This is a genomic window from Shewanella loihica PV-4, assembly GCF_000016065.1.
GTDB classification, from domain to species: Bacteria; Pseudomonadota; Gammaproteobacteria; order Enterobacterales; family Shewanellaceae; genus Shewanella; species Shewanella loihica.
Genome location: NC_009092.1, coordinates 2,327,772 through 2,348,967 on the forward strand (window position 1 = coordinate 2,327,772; position 21,196 = coordinate 2,348,967).

23 protein-coding genes and 1 pseudogene are annotated in these 21,196 nt (G+C 50.1%); 12 read left to right on the top strand and 12 right to left on the bottom strand.

What is annotated here, in order from left to right:
* Window positions 1-21: 21 nt before the first annotated feature.
* Window positions 22-1,314, bottom strand: coding sequence for a purine nucleoside transporter PunC (punC, locus tag SHEW_RS10420; RefSeq protein ID WP_011865810.1), 1,293 nt, complete (start codon window positions 1,312-1,314; stop codon window positions 22-24).
* 131 nt (window positions 1,315-1,445) lie between these two features.
* Between punC and punR the strand changes: the two genes are divergently transcribed.
* From punR to SHEW_RS10450, 6 genes are all read left to right on the top strand, one after another.
* Entirely contained in the window at window positions 1,446-2,348 is a 903-nt protein-coding gene (gene punR / locus SHEW_RS10425; protein ID WP_011865811.1) for a DNA-binding transcriptional activator PunR, read from the top strand.
* Between the two features lie 224 nt (window positions 2,349-2,572).
* Complete coding sequence (locus SHEW_RS10430) at window positions 2,573-3,232, top strand: Bax inhibitor-1/YccA family protein (RefSeq protein WP_011865812.1); 660 nt, start codon at window positions 2,573-2,575, stop codon at window positions 3,230-3,232.
* Between the two features lie 185 nt (window positions 3,233-3,417).
* The gene (tusD, locus tag SHEW_RS10435; protein WP_011865813.1) at window positions 3,418-3,807 is read left to right on the top strand and encodes a sulfurtransferase complex subunit TusD; all 390 of its coding nucleotides are present in this window, start codon (window positions 3,418-3,420) and stop codon (window positions 3,805-3,807) included.
* Between the two features lie 36 nt (window positions 3,808-3,843).
* A complete protein-coding gene (gene tusC, locus SHEW_RS10440) occupies window positions 3,844-4,200 on the top strand; it encodes a sulfurtransferase complex subunit TusC (protein WP_041406631.1) in 357 nt (118 codons plus the stop codon).
* The gene (gene tusB, locus SHEW_RS10445; protein WP_011865815.1) at window positions 4,200-4,481 is read left to right on the top strand and encodes a sulfurtransferase complex subunit TusB; all 282 of its coding nucleotides are present in this window, start codon (window positions 4,200-4,202) and stop codon (window positions 4,479-4,481) included. Before tusC ends, tusB begins: the two co-directional genes overlap by 1 nt.
* An 8-nt stretch (window positions 4,482-4,489) precedes the next feature.
* Window positions 4,490-4,813 carry a TusE/DsrC/DsvC family sulfur relay protein gene (locus SHEW_RS10450; RefSeq protein ID WP_011865816.1) on the top strand — a complete coding sequence of 108 codons (324 nt, stop codon included), beginning with the start codon at window positions 4,490-4,492 and terminating at the stop codon, window positions 4,811-4,813.
* A gap of 224 nt (window positions 4,814-5,037) precedes the next feature.
* Here SHEW_RS10450 and serS read toward each other — a convergent pair whose 3' ends face one another.
* The 6 genes from serS to lrp form a co-directional block, all read right to left on the bottom strand.
* Entirely contained in the window at window positions 5,038-6,324 is a 1,287-nt protein-coding gene (serS, locus tag SHEW_RS10460) for a serine--tRNA ligase (protein ID WP_011865818.1), read from the bottom strand.
* A 19-nt stretch (window positions 6,325-6,343) separates the two neighbouring features.
* Complete coding sequence (crcB, locus tag SHEW_RS10465) at window positions 6,344-6,718, bottom strand: fluoride efflux transporter CrcB (RefSeq protein ID WP_011865819.1); 375 nt, start codon at window positions 6,716-6,718, stop codon at window positions 6,344-6,346.
* The gene (locus SHEW_RS10470; RefSeq protein ID WP_011865820.1) at window positions 6,711-8,042 is read right to left on the bottom strand and encodes a replication-associated recombination protein A; all 1,332 of its coding nucleotides are present in this window, start codon (window positions 8,040-8,042) and stop codon (window positions 6,711-6,713) included. Before SHEW_RS10470 ends, crcB begins: the two co-directional genes overlap by 8 nt.
* A gap of 58 nt (window positions 8,043-8,100) precedes the next feature.
* Complete coding sequence (gene lolA / locus SHEW_RS10475; RefSeq protein ID WP_011865821.1) at window positions 8,101-8,727, bottom strand: outer membrane lipoprotein periplasmic chaperone LolA; 627 nt, start codon at window positions 8,725-8,727, stop codon at window positions 8,101-8,103.
* 157 nt (window positions 8,728-8,884) lie between these two features.
* The gene (locus SHEW_RS10480; protein WP_011865822.1) at window positions 8,885-11,410 is read right to left on the bottom strand and encodes a DNA translocase FtsK; all 2,526 of its coding nucleotides are present in this window, start codon (window positions 11,408-11,410) and stop codon (window positions 8,885-8,887) included.
* Window positions 11,411-11,592: 182 nt separating this feature from the next.
* Complete coding sequence (gene lrp / locus SHEW_RS10485; RefSeq protein ID WP_011865823.1) at window positions 11,593-12,096, bottom strand: leucine-responsive transcriptional regulator Lrp; 504 nt, start codon at window positions 12,094-12,096, stop codon at window positions 11,593-11,595.
* A 179-nt stretch (window positions 12,097-12,275) separates the two neighbouring features.
* Here lrp and ald point away from each other — a divergent pair, with 179 nt between their 5' ends.
* The 3 genes and pseudogenes from ald to trxB all read left to right on the top strand — a co-directional run bounded on the left by ald (window position 12,276) and on the right by trxB (window position 15,249).
* Window positions 12,276-13,391, top strand: coding sequence for an alanine dehydrogenase (gene ald, locus SHEW_RS10490; RefSeq protein WP_011865824.1), 1,116 nt, complete (start codon window positions 12,276-12,278; stop codon window positions 13,389-13,391).
* Between the two features lie 17 nt (window positions 13,392-13,408).
* Window positions 13,409-14,167 (top strand): annotated as a pseudogene (locus SHEW_RS10495) (alanine dehydrogenase); the annotation flags it as partial.
* A gap of 131 nt (window positions 14,168-14,298) precedes the next feature.
* Window positions 14,299-15,249 carry a thioredoxin-disulfide reductase gene (gene trxB, locus SHEW_RS10500; protein ID WP_011865826.1) on the top strand — a complete coding sequence of 317 codons (951 nt, stop codon included), beginning with the start codon at window positions 14,299-14,301 and terminating at the stop codon, window positions 15,247-15,249.
* A 290-nt stretch (window positions 15,250-15,539) separates the two neighbouring features.
* Here the strand turns inward: trxB and rplT are convergent, their stop codons facing one another.
* The 4 genes from rplT to thrS all read right to left on the bottom strand — a co-directional run bounded on the left by rplT (window position 15,540) and on the right by thrS (window position 18,674).
* Window positions 15,540-15,899, bottom strand: coding sequence for a 50S ribosomal protein L20 (rplT, locus tag SHEW_RS10505; RefSeq protein WP_011865827.1), 360 nt, complete (start codon window positions 15,897-15,899; stop codon window positions 15,540-15,542).
* 18 nt (window positions 15,900-15,917) lie between these two features.
* Window positions 15,918-16,112, bottom strand: a complete 195-nt coding sequence (rpmI, locus tag SHEW_RS20415; RefSeq protein WP_011865828.1) for a 50S ribosomal protein L35 — start codon at window positions 16,110-16,112, stop codon at window positions 15,918-15,920.
* A gap of 87 nt (window positions 16,113-16,199) precedes the next feature.
* The gene (infC, locus tag SHEW_RS10510; RefSeq protein WP_041406632.1) at window positions 16,200-16,742 is read right to left on the bottom strand and encodes a translation initiation factor IF-3; all 543 of its coding nucleotides are present in this window, start codon (window positions 16,740-16,742) and stop codon (window positions 16,200-16,202) included.
* A gap of 3 nt (window positions 16,743-16,745) precedes the next feature.
* Window positions 16,746-18,674 (bottom strand): threonine--tRNA ligase, encoded by a 1,929-nt coding sequence (gene thrS / locus SHEW_RS10515; RefSeq protein ID WP_011865830.1) that lies wholly within the window; start codon window positions 18,672-18,674, stop codon window positions 16,746-16,748.
* 315 nt (window positions 18,675-18,989) lie between these two features.
* On the opposite strand from thrS, the gene SHEW_RS10520 reads away from it, so the two are divergent.
* The 3 genes from SHEW_RS10520 (at window position 18,990) to SHEW_RS10530 (ending at window position 20,359) form a co-directional block, all read left to right on the top strand.
* Window positions 18,990-19,265: a hypothetical protein gene (locus SHEW_RS10520; RefSeq protein WP_011865831.1), complete on the top strand. Its 276-nt coding sequence runs from the start codon at window positions 18,990-18,992 to the stop codon at window positions 19,263-19,265.
* A gap of 150 nt (window positions 19,266-19,415) precedes the next feature.
* Window positions 19,416-20,162: an SDR family oxidoreductase gene (locus SHEW_RS10525; RefSeq protein ID WP_011865832.1), complete on the top strand. Its 747-nt coding sequence runs from the start codon at window positions 19,416-19,418 to the stop codon at window positions 20,160-20,162.
* The gene (locus SHEW_RS10530) at window positions 20,159-20,359 is read left to right on the top strand and encodes a CPXCG motif-containing cysteine-rich protein (RefSeq protein ID WP_011865833.1); all 201 of its coding nucleotides are present in this window, start codon (window positions 20,159-20,161) and stop codon (window positions 20,357-20,359) included. Before SHEW_RS10525 ends, SHEW_RS10530 begins: the two co-directional genes overlap by 4 nt.
* Before the next feature lie 208 nt (window positions 20,360-20,567).
* Here the strand turns inward: SHEW_RS10530 and SHEW_RS10535 are convergent, their stop codons facing one another.
* Complete coding sequence (locus SHEW_RS10535) at window positions 20,568-21,179, bottom strand: riboflavin synthase (RefSeq protein ID WP_011865834.1); 612 nt, start codon at window positions 21,177-21,179, stop codon at window positions 20,568-20,570.
* Window positions 21,180-21,196: the final 17 nt, after the last annotated feature.

A 21,196-nucleotide genomic window follows, 5' to 3' on the forward strand; every position in this document is an offset into this window, starting at 1 on the left:
GCGCATTTGGCGAACTTACGCTCACTTTGTCGAATCTTCCTCCTGATGCAGCGCAATTTTCGCCGGATCCGGGGGAGATATGGCGCCGAACACGGCTCGCCACTTGTCGTAACCTCTCACCTGAAAACCGATTAGCACGCCTATGGCGCTGACGACTATCCCGACACCAATTGCCTTCTCGCCGCTACTTGCCCATAACGCCACAAGTGAAGATGCGCCAAAGGCGATACTGATCTGCAGGAAGTTTTGTAATCCCGCCGCCTTGGCCGATGCCTGCTTGAACACCTGCAGCGCAGAGTTAACCACTATGGGATAACAAGCGCCATTGGCCGCCGCCATCACAGAGAAGATACTCAACAAAGGCCAGATAGTGCTAGATGGGTAACACAGGGTGACCAGGGCGATACCGGCAACACAAGCACCGAATAGCAACAAGACCCAGGTAAGCGTCACCTCGGCGCCTAAGCGTCGAATAAACAACTTGCTCAGATAGCCCCCGAGAATAAACATCACGGTCTGCGGAATAAAACTCAAGCCGATCGCCTTAGCCTCATACCCATGTTGCTCCATCACTATCGGCCAGAGGGTTAGGTAAGAGAAGAAAGCCGCGGAGCAGGCCCCAAATATCAGCACGTTGCCCAGATATCTGGGGCTGGCCAGCATGGCCAAATAGCTCACGCGCACACTCTTTTGAACTTGTGTGTCTGTACTGCCTTGCTGGCTAATTGCCTCGTCGGCCTTACTATTAAGGCTTTCCTTGCTTTCGACCCAGGCTAGGGTCGCCAGGATAAGCAGCAAACTTAAGCCGCCCAGGATGAAGAAGATGCTGTGCCACTGCTGCCACTCCAGCAGATAGGCACCCAGGATAGGCGCTAAGGCCGGCGACAGGGCCACGAGCGGCATGATGTTACTAAATACCTGCTGCGCCTCGCTGGCCTTATAACGATCTATCACTATCGCCTGCCAGATCACCGAAGCGCTACAGGCACCTAATGCTTGGAAGAAACGCGCCACATTAAACATGGCAATTGAGTCGCTATTGGCAATCACCAGACTGGCTGCGCCGAACAGAACGAGACCCAATACCAGACTCAGACGTTTACCTATGGCCTGTACCAAGGGGCCATACAAGAGCTGACCCAAGGCCAGACCGGCGAGGAAGAAAGTCAGCGAGCTTGCGACCTGAGTAGCACTGGCATCTAAACTTGTTTCAATTGCTTTGAAAGCAGGTAAATACATGTCAGTCGCAATAAAGCCCAACATGCTAAGTAGCGCTAGATAGATAAGAAAAGAAAATTTAGCGATTTTATTCATAAAATTAGAAGATTCACTTTAACTAACCAAAGAAGTCGGTGAGTCTATTGACTTGCCAATTGCTTGTGAAACGTTTATTTTTGCTTACAGCCTTCAAATATTCTCACGGCAAATTTAGGAGCAAATTCGAGATGCTTTCAGAACAGTCGATGCAATTAATTGATATGGTGGCCCGAGTCGGAAGTTTTACCGCGGCGGCCAACAAGTTACACAAGGTGCCCTCTGCCGTGAGTTATGCCGTGAAGCAGGTTGAGGAAGATTTGGGGGTCGTGTTGTTTGAGCGCCACCACAGAAGCGTGAGCCTCACCCCGGCAGGCGAACATTTCGTCAAGCAGGTGCGCTCCATGCTTACCCACTTGGCATCGCTAAAAGAAGACACCAAACGCGTGGCCAACGGCTGGCAACCCACACTCTCAATAGCGCTAGATAACATCGTGCGCGCCGATAAGATCAGTAACCTAATCGCCGATTTCTACCGCCATTTCGACAATGTCGAGCTGATCATACGTATCGAAGTCTTTAACGGCGTCTGGGAGGCGATCGCCACCGGTCGCAGCGACATCGCCATCGGTGCCACTACCGCGATTCCTGTGGGCGGTGATTATCGCTTTAAGGATATGGGCGACATCGAATGGACCTTCCTGGTGAGTAAGCATCACCCCCTGGCCGCAATAGATAGACCCCTGCTTGATGATGAGCTGCGCAGCTACCCCTCTATCTGTCTGGAAGACACCTCTCGCGAAATCCCAAAACGCATGACTTGGCTATTAGACAATCAGCGCCGCTTAGTCGTACCAGACTGGATCCGCGCCATCAACTGTTTCCGCGAAGGCCTGGGCATAGGTTACATGCCTAAGCACTTCGCCACCCCCTTTGTGCAAGCCGGCGCGCTGATAGAGAAAGAGCTGGAACGCCCTAAGGCACCAAGCCCCTGTTGCCTGGCCTGGAACGACGCCAACATGTCACCCGCCATGGCATGGGTGCTGGACTATCTAGGCGATAGCGAAAAACTACAGCGAGACTGGTTTAACTAATCGCATTTAACTGATCAGATTAAATCAGTCGCGTTTATTTAGTCTCGTTTAATTTACCTGGCTTAATTAACGGCTTATCGAGCAGATGGGCTTTCGCCCCTCCCTTGGCTCGGTTATGATAATAGCCTTGCAAAACAAGTTAAATCCGGTTCATGAAATGGAACTCTTGCAACCGATTTGACTCAAATAAACCATCAAGTTAGTGATAGTCACTGGAGATAAAGATGACGCAAGAAACACTATATGCAAGCCATGCTTCGACACAAGAAGTGAATAAGCTGCTTAAAAATACCTATCTGCTGCTCTCGATGACACTGGGCTTCTCAGCGCTGTGTGCGGGGCTGGCAATGGTGTTGCAAATCAGTCCTCTCATGTCTATCGGTCTGTCGATCGGTGGTTTCATTTTGTTGTTTGTCACCCTGAGAAAGGCCGAGTCGGCCGCGGGGCTGTTTTGGGTGTTTGCCTTTACGGGTATGGAAGGTGCCTCGCTTGGCTACATGCTTAATCATTATGCTGGCATGGCCAACGGTCCTCAGCTCATCATGCAGGCCTTAGGCTTGACTGCCGTAGTGTTCGTTACCCTGAGCGGCTATGCCATCACCACCAAGAAAGACTTCTCTTTCATGCGTGGCTTCCTGCTCGCCGGTTTGGTCATTGCCATCGTTGCCGGTATCGCCAACATCTTCATCGGTAGCGGCGCGGTGTTCATGGCCCTCAACGCGGGTATCGCCCTGTTAATGACAGGCTTTATCCTGTTCGATACCAGCCGCATCGTCAACGGCGGTGAAACCAACTACATACGCGCGACTGTGTCGCTGTACTTGGACTTCCTCAACCTGTTTATCTCTATTTTGCACCTACTGGGTGCAGGTAGCGACGATTAAGCAAGCTACGCTTAGAAAGCCCGCCCACATAGGCGGGCTTTTTTATGCCCTTTTCTGTGACTAATTAGCCTTCTAATTAGGCAAAGCTGTCAGCGTATTCACCTGGCATTTGGGATCAATTTAAAAAACAGATAGAATAGCAGTTTAAAGCCGAGCTCCTACGGCGCCATATTAAGTTAGGGTTAATGAGTAAGCTCATCATTCAAGTCAATCAGGCTGGTTACGGCCAGGGTAGCAGCTATCAGGCGCTGCAATTTACTAAGGCGGCTATCGATGCCGGCCATGAAGTGGTCAAAGTCTTCTTCTATCAAGACGGTGTATTATCGACCAATCATCTACAATCGCCCGCCTCCGACGAGTTTGCCCTTTACCAGGCCTGGCGTGAGCTGGGACAGACACATCAAGTGCCCTTGGTAAACTGCGTATCGGCGGCGCTGCGCCGCGGCGTTTTATCTGCGGCCGAATCGGCTGAAAACCAGTTACAGCATTGGAACCTCGAGCCCCCCTTTCAGATGGGCGGCCTTGGCGAACTCGTGACCGGTATAGAGCAAGCCGATCGCGTGATCTGTTTTTAAACGCCAGATGTTAAGCATTCGCTTTTTGGAAAAATGATGAAAAAGATCACCATTATCTTCAGACACGCGCCCCATGGCAGTGCCAAGGGTCGGGAAGGACTGGATTTTGCGCTGCTCAGCGCTAGTTTCGAACAAGAGGTCAGCCTCATCTTCGTTGATGAAGGCGTTCTTAATCTGTTGCCGCAACAGACGCCGGAAGCCATAGGGGCCAAAGATTTCCTAGCAGCTTTCAAGGCATTGCCCCTTTACGATATTGAGTGTGTCTTTGCCTGTCAGCAGAGTCTGGCTGACTATCAACTAGATGAATCGGCTCTAGCCATCCCGCTGGAAGTCAAATCCCCGGCCGAGATAGGTGAGCTATTAACCCAAGTCGATGAGGTCTTTGTCTACTGATGATACTGCATATCGTTCAATACTCGGCGGCTCAGGATAGCGCCCTAGGCACCTGCCTTCGCTACATTCAGCCTCAAGACACCCTCTTACTGCTCGGTGATGGCGTAAACTCTCTGCTGCTACAAAAATGGCAACAAGCCTTGGCTGACATACAGATCTCCTTGCTCGAACAAGACGTGATCGCCAGAGGCTTACAAACTCGCTTGAGCCAATATAAGCAGCTTAGTCAGGCAGAATTTGTCCAATATACATTAACTCACGCTAAGGTGATCACTTGGTAAATTTTATTATGTACGGCGATAGTCAGATCCCCACGGATCCCCAGGGCTATTTGAAAAATGTCAGCGACTGGAGTGAAGAGCTAGCAGTACTTATCGCCACCGAAGAAGAGATAACCCTTACAGCCGCCCATTGGGAAGTAGTACATTTCGTGCGTGATTTCTATATGGAATTTAAGACAAGCCCGGCCATTCGTGTGCTGGTCAAGGCAATAGGCCAAAAACTCGGTGCCGAAAAGGGCAATTCAAAATATCTTTATACCCTCTTCCCTCTCGGCCCGGCCAAACAGGCCACTAAGATCGCAGGGCTACCTAAGCCAGCCAAGTGTATCTAATCTTTAAGCCGTTAATGACCGTCTAATTAATTGTATTTAGATAATAAAAAACCTTCGCGATTGCGAAGGTTTTTTTGTGGTTAGAGATTTTTCATCACTAACATAATCGCTTTCCCAAATGTTGCTAACATTACTGCGAAAAAGATACAGATAATGACGACATAGGTCAGCCACTGAAAATAGCGCCCACCGTTATCCATGTTTCACACTATCTCTTTATCGCATTAGCCTATTTGAGTCAGCCCGCCCATATATGGACGCAGCGCCTCTGGAACTGTGATTGAACCATCGGCATTTTGATAGTTTTCCAACACGGCGACCAAAGTACGACCGACCGCTAAACCTGAACCATTCAATGTGTGCAGCAGTGCAGGCTTCTTGGCTGACTTTGCTTTATAGCGAGCTTGCATGCGACGAGCCTGAAAATCTTGCATGTTGCTGCAAGATGAGATCTCGCGGTAAGTATTCTGTGCAGGCAGCCAGACTTCAATATCAAAGGTCTTAGCCGCGCCAAAGCCCATATCGCCAGTACAAAGTACTACAGTGCGATATGGCAGACCCAGGCGTTGCAGCACGGTTTCAGCGTGTTGAGTCAGACTCTCGAGCGCGGCCATAGAGTCTTCTGGTTTCACCAGCTGAACCAACTCTACCTTGTCGAACTGGTGCTGACGAATAAGACCACGAGTATCACGGCCGTATGAGCCCGCTTCGCTGCGGAAACAAGCCGTATGAGCCGTCATCTTAATCGGCAGCTCATCTTCATCGATAATGGTATCGCGAGCCAGGTTAGTCAGCGGCACCTCGGCGGTTGGGATCAGGCTTAGGCCCTGACCTTCTTCGGTAGCAGGCTTGGTGTGGAACAGATCTTCACCAAACTTAGGCAGCTGACCGGTACCAAGCAGGCTGTCTTCGTTAACCAGCAGCGGCACATAGGTTTCAGTGTAACCATGCTCTGTGGTGTGCAGATCCAGCATGAACTGAGTTAGCGCACGGTGCATGCGGGCGATCTGCCCCTTCATCACGATGAAACGAGAACCGGTGATCTTAACGGCACTCTTGAAATCAAGACCAGCGTGTTGCTCACCCAGATCCACATGATCTTTCACATCGAAATCAAACTGCTTAGGCTCACCCCAGCGGCGGATCTCGACGTTGTCGTTTTCGTCCGCACCAATAGGCGCCGACTCGTCCGGCAGGTTAGGCACGCTCATGGCGATAGCATTCAGCTCTTCCAGCAGCTGCTTTAACTCGGCTTCTTTACTGCTAAGCTCGGCGCCAAGATCGCCGACTTTGGCCATGATAGGTGCAACATCTTCGCCCTTTGCCTTAGCCTGACCGATAGACTTGGAGATCGCATTACGGGACGCTTGCAGCTCTTCTGTCGCCACCTGTAGTGACTTACGCTTTTCCTCTAACTTGCTGAGACGATCCACATCCAGGATAAAACCACGGGTGGCGAGACGCTCGGCGGTCGCTTCTAATTCAGTACGTAAAAATTTGGGATCTAACATGTTTTTAGTTTCTTAATAGTTAAATGCGAGAAAAAACCAACTGCTGTCCTAAGTAAACCATGAATAAACATAGACATAGGTTCAGAGCGATATTTGTAAATGCTTTCAACCAGGCGCCCTGCTGCATCAATAACAGGGTTTCGTTCGAAAAAGTTGAAAACGTCGTAAGTGCTCCTAATAACCCAACACCTACTAATGCTTTGATTTCAGGACTGACCTGACTCGCTTCACCTAGGGCATAGATCACGCCCATCAGGAAGGAGCCGATCACATTGACCATGAGTGTACCAAAAGGAAAAGAAGAGCCAAACACCTGAATCATGAATATTGAAATAAGATAACGAAATACCGCGCCGATAGAACCACCCAGGGCCACAAAAATGAGATTATTCATAGCGTTTCACCTCACTTGCCCTGTCCATTTCGGCCAAGGTGGCTAGCTTGGTCTTGATGCGCTTCTCGAAACCATGCTCGCTAGGATAGTAGAACTGTGTGCCTGCTAGCTGCTCAGGGAAATAACACTCACCGCTGGCATAATGATTGGGCTCATCATGGGCGTAGCGATACCCCTCACCCAGGCCGATATCGGCCATCAACTGAGTTGGGGCATTGCGCAGATGATTAGGCACGGGCTGACTGCCGGTCTCCCGCGCCAGCTGGCGCGCCGCCTTGAAGGCGGTATAGACGGCGTTACTCTTGGGCGCGCAGGCGAGGTAGACAACTGCCTGGGCAATTGCCCGCTCCCCTTCGGCCGGTCCCACGCGATGAAAGCACTCCCAGGCATTGACCGCCACCGACATGGCCACAGGATCGGCATTACCTATATCTTCCGAGGCGATGGCCAGCAGGCGACGGGCGACATATAAGGGATCGCAGCCCCCTTCGAGCATGCGGCAATACCAGTAAAGCGCCGCATCCGGCGCCGAGCCCCGAATCGACTTATGCACCGCAGAGATAAGGTCGTAATATTGATCGCCATTCTTATCGAATCCGGCGAGCTGTTGCCCGGCCACCTCGATGAGCATCTGAGCATTAAACTCGCCGCCATCCGGCAGCATGTCGCTCATCAATTCGATAAGATTAAGAGCCTTACGGGCATCACCATCACAGAGGCTAGCGAGTTTGCCCGCCACTTCATTAGGCATCTTAAGCTGACGCTTACCCAGACCACGCTCCCCATCTTCCAGCGCCTGACGGACTATCTTGATGATCTCCTCATCTTGCAACCGCTTGATCAGGTAGACCCTGGCGCGGGATAACAATGCGTTATTGATCTCAAACGAGGGGTTTTCCGTGGTGGCACCGATAAAAATCACAGTGCCATCTTCGATAAAGGGCAAGAAGGCATCTTGCTGGCTCTTGTTGAACCTGTGCACCTCATCGACAAACAGCAAGGTGCGCTGCCCGCGTGACTGGGCCACACTCTTGGCGTGCTCGATGGCGGCGCGGATCTCTTTCACCCCTGAGGTGACCGCAGAGATGCGCTCGACATGAGCATTGGCATAATGGGCAACCAACTCGGCGAGTGTGGTCTTGCCGGTACCCGGCGGTCCCCAGAACATCATGGAGTGAGCCCTGCCGGCCTCGAGGGCCTGACGCAGCGGCTTACCCTCACCTAACAGATGATCTTGCCCTATATATTGCGACAGGGTTTCCGGCCGCATTCTTGCGGCAAGCGGGCGGAAGTCTGGCGCGAAATCGAAACTTAAGCTAGACACAAATGGCCTTATCTAATGACTTATTCAAATGGCTTATTCTAATTGCTAATTCAAAGGCTCAATCCAATGCCTTTAGGCGCTGATCGTCAATATCGACGCCTTCGGGAACGGTAAACTGGAACAGGCTAGCATCGGCGTCTTTCAAAGGCGCCTGGGCTGACAGATTGAAGACACTGAGGTTACCCTGCTGGTCAGTCAGCTTCATCACCTCGAGTTGCTCATCCTTAAAGCAGACCTCAACGCCGGTCACGCTGGCATCGACGGCCTTAGGGGTTATCTGATAACAATCGTCCTGACGCTTTACCTGATAGGCCTGCCAGGTCGCGTCGTCGCGATGTACCAAGAGCGCGATCGGCGAGGCATTGATAGCCTGATTGAAATCCAACACAGACACCTCTTCGGCAAAGGGATTGTAGATCCACACGTCGCGGCCATCGGCGACAATCAGGGATTCATCCGGCTGGGTCAGATGCCAATAAAACTGGTTAGGTACCGCCAAGGCGAAGGTACCCGTGCCCTGCTGGATCACCTTATTATTAACGTCGGTTACCTGCTGGCTAAAATTGGCCTTAAGGTTATCCAGCTTGGCAAGCTTATCCTTTAGGGCTGCCGAATCATCGGCGTAACTCGATGCCGCCACGACTAGAGGCAAGGCACAGACTAATTGAGATAAGGGTTTTAGCATTTCAAATCCTTTCATGTAAAAACGCTCGCTATTCACTCGGGTTACTGTCCCCATAAACTCAGGACTTTTTATTCGAACTTATCACTCTTGATGTTTACCTCTCGACTTATCATCAAGAGTGTCACAAGAGTTTGTCACGAGAAATATTAACGAGAGCTTAATAATCTTTCGGCGGCGGAGGCGCCAGCACCTCACGGTTACCGTTATGGCCTTGAGAGCTGACGACGCCCTGCATCTCCATCTGTTCTATGATGCGAGCGGCGCGGTTATAGCCAATCTTAAACTTACGCTGCACGCTGGAGATAGAACCACGACGGGTCTCGGTAACAAAGGCCACCGCCTCATCGTAGAGAGAGTCCATCTCTTCATCATTCTCCGCGGCTTCACCCGGCAGCAGCACCTGCTCCCCTTCGGCCGAGCCCTGCAAGATCTCATCGATATATTGCGGCTTGCCGCGACTATGCCAGTCGGCCACCACAGCATGGACTTCATGGTCATCGATAAAGGCGCCGTGAACACGGATAGGCACACTGGTCCCGGGTGGTAGATAGAGCATGTCACCCATACCCAGCAGAGTTTCAGCACCTTGCTGATCTAAGATGGTGCGCGAATCGATACGGGACGACACCTGAAACGCCATACGGGTTGGGATGTTGGCTTTAATCAGGCCCGTGATCACATCAACCGATGGACGCTGGGTCGCCAGAATAAGGTGGATACCGGCGGCCCTGGCCTTCTGGGCGATACGGGCGATCAGCTCTTCCACCTTCTTACCGACTATCATCATCATGTCGGCAAATTCATCGACGATCACCACTATAGACGGCAGTTTATCTAGCTCAGGCGCATGCTCTTCCATGCTGTCTTGTGAGCGCCACAGCGGATCTGTGATCTCCTCACCGCGCTCCTTAGCTTCCTTGATCTTGGCGTTGTAACCCTTGAGATTACGCACCCCTAAGGCAGACATCAGCTTATAGCGACGCTCCATCTCGCCCACACACCAGCGTAGGGAGTTGGCCGCCTCCTTCATGTCGGTCACTACCTCGCAGAGGAGATGTGGAATGCCTTCATACACAGAAAGTTCCAGCATCTTAGGATCGATCATGATGAAGCGTACATCATCCGGCCCTGACTTATAGAGCAAGCTGGTGATCATCACGTTGACCCCTACAGACTTACCCGAACCAGTAGTACCGGCCACCAGAAGGTGTGGCATCTTACCAAGATCCACCACCACAGGTTCACCCGAGATATCCTGACCCAGCACCATGCTAAGATGAGACTTGCTATGCTCAAAGGCTTCGCTGCCGAGCACGTCACGCATAAACACGGTTTCGCGGAACTTGTTCGGGATCTCCAGACCCACATAGGCCTTACCCGGGATCACCTCGACCACACGAACACTCTCGGCTAGCAGCGAGCGCGCGAGATCTTTCGACAGGTTAGTGATCTTAGACGCTTTGACGCCTGGCGCGAGCTCAAGCTCGAAACGGGTCACCACAGGGCCAGGGAAGACGCCGACCACCTTGGCCACAATGTTAAAGTCGGCAAGCTTGACCTCGACCAGACGCGCCACCTGATCCAGCTCTTCCTGACTGATCGGGTTTGTCTTACGATTTGGCACATCGAGCAGTGAAATATCCGGTAGCGGCGTAACAGGCTTCTTCGGCTGAGCCTCTTCTCCGCCCGGCAGGACGACTATGCCATCGACAATTTTTGCCTGCTCGACCTTCTGGTTTTTGGGCAGTTTCTTGGGCAGCACGGCGCCAGTTGAATGCTTGGCATCGAAATCTATGGAGACTTCATCATCCTGAGCACTAAAGCTCAGAGAAGGCTCTTGCGCTTCTACCTCAGCAGCGGTTTTTGCCGTTGGCAGGCTAAAGCTTGACTCCTTAACCCGGCCGCGAGAAGAAGTTTCTTGAGCCTCATCTTCATCATATTCATCATCGTAATCATCCTGATCGTCTTCATAGACCTCTTCTTCGGCCTTAGCCAAAGCCTTTTGACGACGAGACTCCTTGAATCGGTCAAATACCGACATGAACCCCTTGGTATCATCGGTTTCGGGCGCACTCGAGAATTTCTCGGGAACATGTTTAAGCTGCTTCAAACACCAGATGGTGGCAAAACCAACCACCTCGACCACGGTTAGCCAGCTGATGCCGGTCAGCAAAGTAAAGCCGGCGCCGACGAAACAGAGCAGCAGCAAGGTGGTGCCCAGCTGATTAAAATAAGGCAACATGGCATCGGCGATCACATCACCGGAGACGCCGCCAGCCGAGAACTCGTAGATGTCATTGGCATTCATGCTGGCAAGGGACGCAAGGCTGAAGGTGATCAACAAGAAACCAATCAGCCTTAGCCCTACCGAAAAATAATCTATCTCCAACAGTCGGTGAATACGCTTGAACAACAGCCAACCGGTCACCGCCACTATGATAGGAATAAGGTAGGCGGTGTAACCAAAGAAATAGAAAAGCACATCGGCAAGCCATGCTCCCACGGCGCCGGTAACGTTTTTAATCTCACCTTCGAAATTAGACTGACTCCATCCAGGATCAGACGAATGAAAGCTGCTCAGTGCAAGCAGAATATAGGTGGCGACCATGCAGCAGAGGATGAGTCCGCCTTCAAGCAGACGCTGCAGACCGCTGAGTGTTTTGACACTATTTCCCTTAGACAAAAGACAACCCACAAAGCAAAAACGAAAAGGTGAGCCTAAGATATCAAAATAATTCGTGCTATGCAGCGTTTTACCTGCCTATACAGCACAATAGCAAGGCAAAAGGCCTTCATTGGTGAAAAACTATTCGAGGTGAAAAAAAAGGAGCCTTTATGGCTCCTTTTTTACGACATAAATCGTTTTTAAGACTCAAGCGTTACATTTATTGCAACTCTATTGGTCTGCTTGACTTCTTCCATCACAACGTAGGTACGAGTATCAGAAACAGCGGGCAACTTAAGTAGAGTTTCACCTAACAAGCGACGATAGGCAGACATGTCAGAAACACGGGTCTTCAATAAATAGTCGAAGTCGCCAGAAACCAGATGACATTCTTGAATATCATCGAGCAGCTGTACGGCACGATTAAACTTATCAAATACTTCTGCAGTATCGCGATTTAGCGTGATTTCTACGAACACAAGTAATGAAGCCCCAAGATAATGGGGATTTACTAGCGCAGTATATCCATTGATGTAACCTTGCTTTTCGAGTCTTTTAACTCTCTCTAAACAGGGAGTGGGGCTCAGCCCTACACGCTTTGACAACTCCACATTGGAAATGCGGCCGTCGATTTGCAACTCGTTAAGGATGTTACGATCGATCCGATCTAAGTCTTTTATAGGACTCTTTTTATTATTAACCATATTTTTAACCTTGCTTTATCACTAAAACAACATTTACTGCTACGTATGTCAAAAGTTCAGCAGCATTAACTGCCGAAGTGATACTATACTAGATTTCCCTGAAACAATCACGTTCAGGACCTATAAAATAACAATTCAACCCAGAATAAATGGGTTTTTATTCAATTTGAGGCTCGAAGATGATAATTGGTGTACCTAAAGAAATCAAAAACCACGAATATCGTGTTGGTATGGTGCCGTCAAGTGTCCGCGAATTGACCCTAAAAGGTCATGAAGTATTTGTAGAGAAGAATGCAGGTGTTGGGATCGGTTTTAGCGACCAAGACTATGTCGATGTAGGCGCATCAATCTTAGACACTGCAGCTGAAGTTTTTGCGAAAGCAGAAATGATCGTTAAGGTAAAAGAACCTCAAGCGGTCGAGCGTGCCATGTTGCGTGAAGATCAGTTGCTGTTCACTTATCTTCATCTTGCTCCCGATCTGCCACAAACTGAAGATCTTATTAAGAGCGGTGCCGTCTGTATCGCTTATGAAACAGTAACCGATGCCCGTGGCGGCCTTCCGCTACTGGCGCCAATGTCTGAAGTTGCCGGTCGTATGTCTATCCAGGCTGGTGCCATGGCACTGGAAAAATCAATGGGTGGCCGCGGCATGCTACTTGGCGGCGTACCTGGTGTTGAGCCCGCTAAAGTCGTTATCATCGGCGGCGGCATGGTTGGTACCAACGCAGCACAGATGGCCGTTGGCCTGGGCGCGGACGTGGTTATCCTAGATCGCAGCATCGATGCGCTGCGTCGTCTGAACGCTCAGTTCGATAACCGTGTTAAGGCAATCTACTCGACTGCCGACGCTATCGAAAAGCACGTACTGGAAGCCGACCTAGTGATTGGTGGCGTACTGGTTCCTGGTGCAGCAGCACCTAAACTAGTGACCAAAGATCACATCAAGCGAATGAAGCCAGGCAGCGCTATCGTTGACGTCGCTATCGACCAAGGCGGTTGTGTTGAGACTTCTCATGCTACGACTCACCAAGACCCAACTTATATCGTTGATGAAGTAGTACATTACTGTGTGGCTAACATGCCAGGTGCTGTGGCTCGTACCTCGACCTTCGCGCTGAACAACGCGACCCTGCCTTACATCATCAAGTTGGCCGACATGGGTTACCGCGAAGCACTGCGTCAAGACAAGCACCTGCTAAACGGCTTGAACGTAATGCATGGTAAGGTAACCTGTAAAGAAGTTGCTGAAGCCCTGAACTTCGAGTTTGTTGATCCAAGCGTACTACTCGCCTAATCAAGTAAAGAGTGTAAGTAACCGATGCCCGTGGCGGCCTTCCGCTACTGGCGCCAATGTCTGAAGTTGCCGGTCGTATGTCTATCCAGGCTGGTGCCATGGCACTGGAAAAATCAATGGGTGGCCGCGGCATGCTACTTGGCGGCGTACCTGGTGTTGAGCCCGCTAAAGTCGTTATCATCGGCGGCGGCATGGTTGGTACCAACGCAGCACAGATGGCCGTTGGCCTGGGCGCGGACGTGGTTATCCTAGATCGCAGCATCGATGCGCTGCGTCGTCTGAACGCTCAGTTCGATAACCGTGTTAAGGCAATCTACTCGACTGCCGACGCTATCGAAAAGCACGTACTGGAAGCCGACCTAGTGATTGGTGGCGTACTGGTTCCTGGTGCAGCAGCACCTAAACTAGTGACCAAAGATCACATCAAGCGAATGAAGCCAGGCAGCGCTATCGTTGACGTCGCTATCGACCAAGGCGGTTGTGTTGAGACTTCTCATGCTACGACTCACCAAGACCCAACTTATATCGTTGATGAAGTAGTACATTACTGTGTGGCTAACATGCCAGGTGCTGTGGCTCGTACCTCGACCTTCGCGCTGAACAACGCGACCCTGCCTTACATCATCAAGTTGGCCGACATGGGTTACCGCGAAGCACTGCGTCAAGACAAGCACCTGCTAAACGGCTTGAACGTAATGCATGGTAAGGTAACCTGTAAAGAAGTTGCTGAAGCCCTGAACTTCGAGTTTGTTGATCCAAGCGTACTACTCGCCTAATCAAGTAAAGAGTGTAAACAAAGGGAGCCAATGGCTCCCTTTTTCGATTAGAACAATCTAAAAGATTGCCTTTACCCCTTAGGGGAAATTCCCTACAATCGCTGCAATTCGCTAAAGGCACGGAGAAAAAGATGAGCCAAGCTAGACACTGTAACTTATTAATTTTGGGTTCGGGCCCTGCTGGGTACACCGCCGCTGTTTATGCTGCCAGAGCAAACCTAAAGCCCGTATTGATCACAGGTATGCAGCAAGGTGGTCAGCTGACGACCACGACTGAAGTTGAAAACTGGCCAGGCGACGCCGACGATCTAACCGGTCCGGCTTTGATGGAGCGTATGCAGAAGCATGCCGAGAAATTTGAGACTGAGATCATCTTCGACCACATCAACGAAGTTAACCTGCAAGAGCGCCCTTTCCAACTGAAAGGCGACAGCGGTGAGTACACTTGTGATGCCTTGATCATCTCAACCGGCGCCTCGGCCATGTACCTTGGCCTTGAATCGGAAGAAGCCTTCAAGGGTAAAGGTGTTTCGGCCTGTGCCACCTGTGATGGTTTCTTTTACCGTAACCAGAAGGTTGCCGTGATCGGTGGTGGTAACACAGCCGTTGAAGAAGCGCTTTACCTGAGCAACATCGCATCAGAAGTTCACCTGATCCATCGCCGTGACAGCTTCCGCTCTGAGAAGATCCTTACTAAGCGCCTGATGGACAAGGTTGCGAACGGCAACATAGTTCTGCATCTCGACAGCACCCTAGACGAAGTCGTTGGCGACAACATGGGTGTGACCGGCGTGAAGATCAAGAGCACCAAAGATGAAAGCATTACCGAATTTGATGTCATGGGCGTGTTCGTCGCCATCGGCCACAAGCCAAACACTCAGATGTTTGAAGGTCAGCTAGAGATGAACAACGGCTACATTAAGGTGCAGAGCGGTCTTGGCGGCAATGCCACCCAAACCAGCATTCCTGGTGTATTCGCAGCTGGTGACGTGATGGATCAACATTACCGTCAGGCGATCACCTCTGCTGGGACCGGCTGTATGGCAGCCCTAGATGCAGAGCGTTTCTTAGACGCACAGTAAGCGTTACACTTAATAAGAAAGCAGGCCGAGTGCCTGCTTTTTTTGTCTTTAGTACCAATTAAGGTAATAAGTACTCAGAAATAGCACGGGAAAAACGTTCGAGAACAAGGCAGAGTTTTTGATAAGTAGTTATTCTACAATCAAAAATGATAACACCGTTATCGGACGTTTTAACAAGCTAGAATGACCAGTTATTTACTACGATTGGTATAAGTTCTGCCAAATAAATTTGCGGTGATCGGGCACAAAAAAAGGGACCCTGGGGTCCCTTTCAAAGCAAAGCTCACTAATTACTTAGCTAGAGCTTCTTTTGCCTTTTCAACTAGAGTGGCGAAAACCACTTTGTCGAATACAGCGATGTCTGCCAAAATCTTACGATCGATTTCGATAGACGCCTTTTTCAGACCGTTGATGAAACGGCTGTAAGACAGACCATTTTGACGAGAAGCCGCATTGATACGTGCAATCCACAGTTGACGGAATTGACGTTTCTTCTGACGACGGTCACGGTAAGCATATTGGCCAGCTTTGGTTACTGCTTGCTTAGCAACACGGTAAGTACGTGAGCGAGCTCCGTAATAACCTTTAGCTAGTTTTAATACTTTCTTGTGACGAGCACGAGCGGTTACACCACGCTTAACTCTAGGCATTGTTCTTTACTCCTCTAATTAAGCGTATGGTAGTTGACGTGCAATTGCTGGCACATCAGACTTCGCAACTAAACATTTAGCACGTAAGTGACGTTTACGCTTAGTGCTCTTCTTGGTCAAAATATGACGTAAATGGGCTTGCTTGCGCTTAAAACCGTTAGCGGTTTTCTTAAAACGCTTTTGTACACCCTTGTCTGTTTTCATTTTAGGCATTGCTAAAACTCCGCATTGGGAAATTAATAAAACGCAAGGCGAGCAGAGGCCCTCAGAGAGGTCTCTGCTACTTTTAAATTTGCCTTACTATTTCTTTTTCGGCGCGAGCACCATCACAGCCTGGCGACCTTCCATTTTTGGAAAAGCCTCCACAACTGCTATCTCAGCCAAGTCGTCTTTAATACGATTCAAAAGATTCATACCAAGACTCTGGTGAGCCATCTCGCGACCACGGAAACGCAGCGTAACTTTCGCCTTGTCGCCGTCTTCTAGAAAACGCTTCAGGTTGCGTAGTTTTACCTGATAGTCGTTTTCGTCAGTACCGGGACGGAATTTTATTTCCTTCACCTGTATCTGTTTCTGCTTCTTCTTTTGCTCTTTTTGGGCCTTAGCCTTGTCAAAAAGATACTTTCCGTAGTCCATTATGCGACATACAGGCGGCTCAGCGTTTGGGCTGATCTCTACGAGATCTACGCCCGCTTCATCTGCAAGTTCTTGCGCTTCACGAAGACTTACAATGCCGATAGTTTCACCGTCTAATCCATTGAGGCGTACTTCTGATACGCCAACAATGAGTTCGTTAATTCTATTCGCCGCTGCTTTACGCACGTCTGTTTTCTTGATCTTTATGACCTATTCCTCCAACAAATTTAGACTACGGAGCGAAATCTGTTCTTTAACCATGGCAGCAAATTGATCGATTTTGATCTTACCTAGGTCAACACCATCTCTGGTTCGCACCGCGACTTCCCTATTTTCCATCTCTTGATCGCCCACGACCAATAGATAGGGAACACGCCTTAGGGTGTGTTCGCGTATTTTAAAGCCAATCTTTTCATTCCTCAAGTCTTTCGAGGCACGAATTCCCTGATCTTTAAATAATTTGACCACTTCGTCAACATATTCAGACTGTTTGTCAGTAATATTCATCACAACGGCTTGAACCGGTGCCAACCAGGTTGGGAACTTACCTGCGTATTCCTCGATCAGGATCCCTAGGAAACGCTCCAGAGAGCCTAGAATCGCACGGTGGATCATCACAGGCGTTTGACGGCTGTTATCTTCGGCAACATAAGTCGCGCCTAGACGTCCAGGCAAGGCGTAATCAAGCTGCACTGTACCGCACTGCCATGCCCTGTCTAAGCAGTCATGGAGCGTAAATTCGATCTTAGGACCATAGAAGGCACCTTCGCCCGGTAGGATCTCATACTCGATGTCATTGGCTTTCAGCGCATCCATCAGCGCCTGCTCTGCTCTGTCCCACATGGCATCGTCACCGATACGCTTCTCTGGACGGGTAGAGAGTTTCACCACGATATCGTGGAAACCAAAGGTTGCATAGGTGTCGTAGACCATCTTGATACAGCCACTCACCTCTTGTTGCACCTGCTCTTCGGTACAGAAGATATGGGCATCATCTTGGGTAAAACCACGAACGCGCATCAAGCCGTGTAGAGAACCCGATGGCTCGTTACGGTGACAACAACCAAACTCAGCCATACGCAGTGGCAGATCGCGATAAGACTTGAGACCTTGGTTAAATATCTGCACGTGACCTGGGCAGTTCATCGGCTTCACCGCGTACTCACGGTTTTCAGAGTGAGTAGTGAACATGGCTTCGGAATACTTATCCCAGTGACCACTGCGCTCCCACAATACGCGGTCCATCATCAAGGGGCCTTTCACCTCCTGATAGGTGTACTGACCCAGTTTCTGACGAATGAATCTTTCAAGCTCGAGGAACAGACTCCAACCATCGTTGTGCCAGAACACCATGCCTGGTGCTTCTTCCTGCATATGGTACAGATCAAGCTGCTTACCTATCTTACGATGGTCGCGCTTAGCCGCTTCTTCAAGGCGAGTCAGATGCGCCTTAAGGGCCTTCTTGTCTGCCCAGGCCGTACCATAGATACGCTGCAGCATCTTGTTGTCTGAGTTACCACGCCAGTAGGCACCAGCAACACTCATCAGTTTGAAGTGATGACAGAACTTCATGTTAGGCACATGGGGGCCACGACACATGTCGGTATATTCTTCGTGATGATAGAGCGCAGGCTGGTCATCTTTGCTGATGTTCTCATCCAAGATAGCCATCTTGTAGCTTTCGCCGCGTGATTCGAAAGTGTCACGGGCTTCTTGCCAGCTGACGACGCGCTTAACCACATCATAGTTTGTCTTAGCCAGTGCCAGCATACGCTTTTCTAGCTCGGCTACATCTTCCTCGGTCAGCTTATGGTCGAGATCCACGTCATAGTAGAAACCGTTATCGATCACCGGGCCGATGGCCATCTTGGTTTCAGGCCACATCTGCTTAATGGCGTGACCCAATAGGTGAGCACAAGAGTGACGTAAGATCTCTACCCCTTCATCGTCTTTTACGGTGATGATAGCGAGATCGACATCTGTCTCAATCAAGTCGCAAGCATCTTTCAGCTCGCCATTGACGCGACCTGCGATACAGGCTTTTGCGAGACCAGGACCTATGTCCGCGGCGACATCTAGGGTAGAAACGGCGTTAGCAAACTCGCGCTTGCTGCCATCAGGAAGTGTAATTACAGGCATGTATAATCCTTATCCAGTGGTGACCCCTACGTAGGGCCACTTGGTCATATTGAGAAAATTTTAAGCAACTGAAGCGCAAAACATTACCGGAGTTTTGATCTACTTCAGCGCAGGCCTGACATTCTAGGGCCGCATCAGGTAAATCGCAAGGTTTAAGGCCGCCGCTTCGCCTTAAAATAGCCGCTAGTCTGACTAGTCGGCTACAACTCGTTAAATCTGTCACCAATTGTCCATCTGGATGTCATCGAAAAGTCATGGACGGCCCCTACTCTAGCCGCCATATCGTTATGGCTAATTCGCTTAAGGAGCCCGACCATGATGAAGCTTATATTATTGACCGCACTCTTCTATCAGCCTTTGTACCCTAATGACGGCACTCGCGGCGCGTCTATGCTGGAAACTGCTACGCAGCAAACTCAAGTGCAGGCTTTCGAAGCCAAAGGTATCGAACTGCAAACATCGACTATAGGCCTGGATGTAAGCCAACTGGAAAGTGAGATAGCTATTGAGCTCGACCAGCAGCTCAAGGCGCTACATGCCGAGCTGCCACTGCAAGGCGGCGATCAGGAGCTGCTCGCCAGCCAAAACTGATAACGATTGAAGCCGATGACGTCAGTTGTCTTGGGCTTCAACTGCACTATAGGCCTGCTATTGCCCGAGCACTTGCTATGCTATCGCAACCTATTGCTATACAGAGGAAAGTCATCCAAGATTGGGCTCAAAAGATAATGAGCAACTTAGATGACAATGAACAAATGGGCACTGGTAACCGGCGGCGCCAAACGTATTGGTGAAGCGATCGTATTAGCCTTGCACGGTAAAGGCTTCAATATACTGCTGCACTATAAGGGATCAGAAAGTGAAGCAATGGCGCTCGCAGGCAAGCTTAACCTCAGCCGGGTAAACTCGTGCCAGACTGTGCAGGCCGACCTCGCCACCGAACAAGGGCCCCTTAGCCTTATCCAACACATTAATGACCATCAACTCCCGCTTGGGGCTCTTATCAATAACGCCTCGCTGTTTGTACCAGACAGCAGTATTGAAAACTGGCAATCTAGTCAGCAGCTGTTAAACCTTAATCTGCTCGCGCCCTATCTGTTAGCCACAAAGCTCAGTGAAAACCTCGCCAGCAATGATGGCTGCGTCATTAACCTGGTGGATATTCACGGCGACCGCCCCTTAAAACGCCATGGGCTATACTCAATATCTAAAGCAGGATTAAACATGGCGACGCGGTCCCTGGCCCAAGAGTTAGCGCCTAAGGTTAGGGTCAACGGTATATCGCCAGGCGCGATACTCTGGCCATCCCAGAGCGAACAAGCGGCTATCTCCAGCGTCACTCAGGCCATACCTCTGGCGAGAGCTGGCAGCCCCGAGGATATCGCCGATACCGTGTGTTTTATTCTGGAAAGCCCCTACCTTAATGGTCAGGTGATCGCTATCGATGGCGGTCGCAGCGCAACCGGATATACAGGAGCCGACGGATGAAAATTTTTGATAAAGTGATCTGTTGTCCCCACTGCGGGCACCATCAACATATCAACTTAGATATCAGCTGTGGCGATCAGGACTACTACGACGATTGTCGCGTCTGCTGCAACCCAATCCATTTTCGAACCCACATAGACGATTCCAGACAGAAAATAGAGGTCTATGTGGACTCGGACGATGAGCAGTACTATTAAGCCAAGGCGGCTTAAACTTATAGACGGTTTAAACTTATAGGCAACTGAATCTTATCGCCCGCTTAATCTTATAGGTTGCTAGGGACTTGCCACAAAAAGCCTTGGCTTATTGTCTACGTTGCTAAATTTAGCCAGATAAAGGTCACCCACACCTGGTTACGCCTTAATCTACGCCTCAACGCCAAGCCTTATCCGTTAACCAAGCCGTCTAACCCAAACGCTTGGCCAATACCCGCTCAACCGTGTCCACGATAGCCTGAGTCTGACTGTCTATCTCGATATTAAGCATGGTGCCGACAGCGACCTCGTCTAAGTTGGTGATCTCCAAAGTTTCCGGGATCAAATGCAGCATAAAGCCAGATTCACTCACTTCCCCTACGGTCAGGCTACAACCATTCACACCAACGAAACCTTTGTAGAGAATGTAGTTCATCCATTTAGGGTCAACTTCGAGACGAATATCAAAATGAGCAGGCGTATGACTCACCTCAACCACGGTGGCCTGAGTGTGGACATGACCCGATAACACATGGCCACCTATCTCGCTGCCATAGGTCAATGAGCGCTCGATATTAACCTGGCTACCCACAGACAGACCGGCCAAATTGGTAAGCCTCAATGTCTCTTCCATTACATCGAAAAACACCCTATCATCTGCCATCTCGGTAACGGTCAGACAGACGCCGTTATTGGCGACACTTGCACCTCGCTGCAAGTTTTCCTTCAGGTGTGACGGCATCGCAATTTCGATTGTATTAAGACCATCTTTTTTATGAATAGCCACCACTTCACATGTGGCTTGAACAATACCTGTAAACATTTTTTACTCTCTGCATT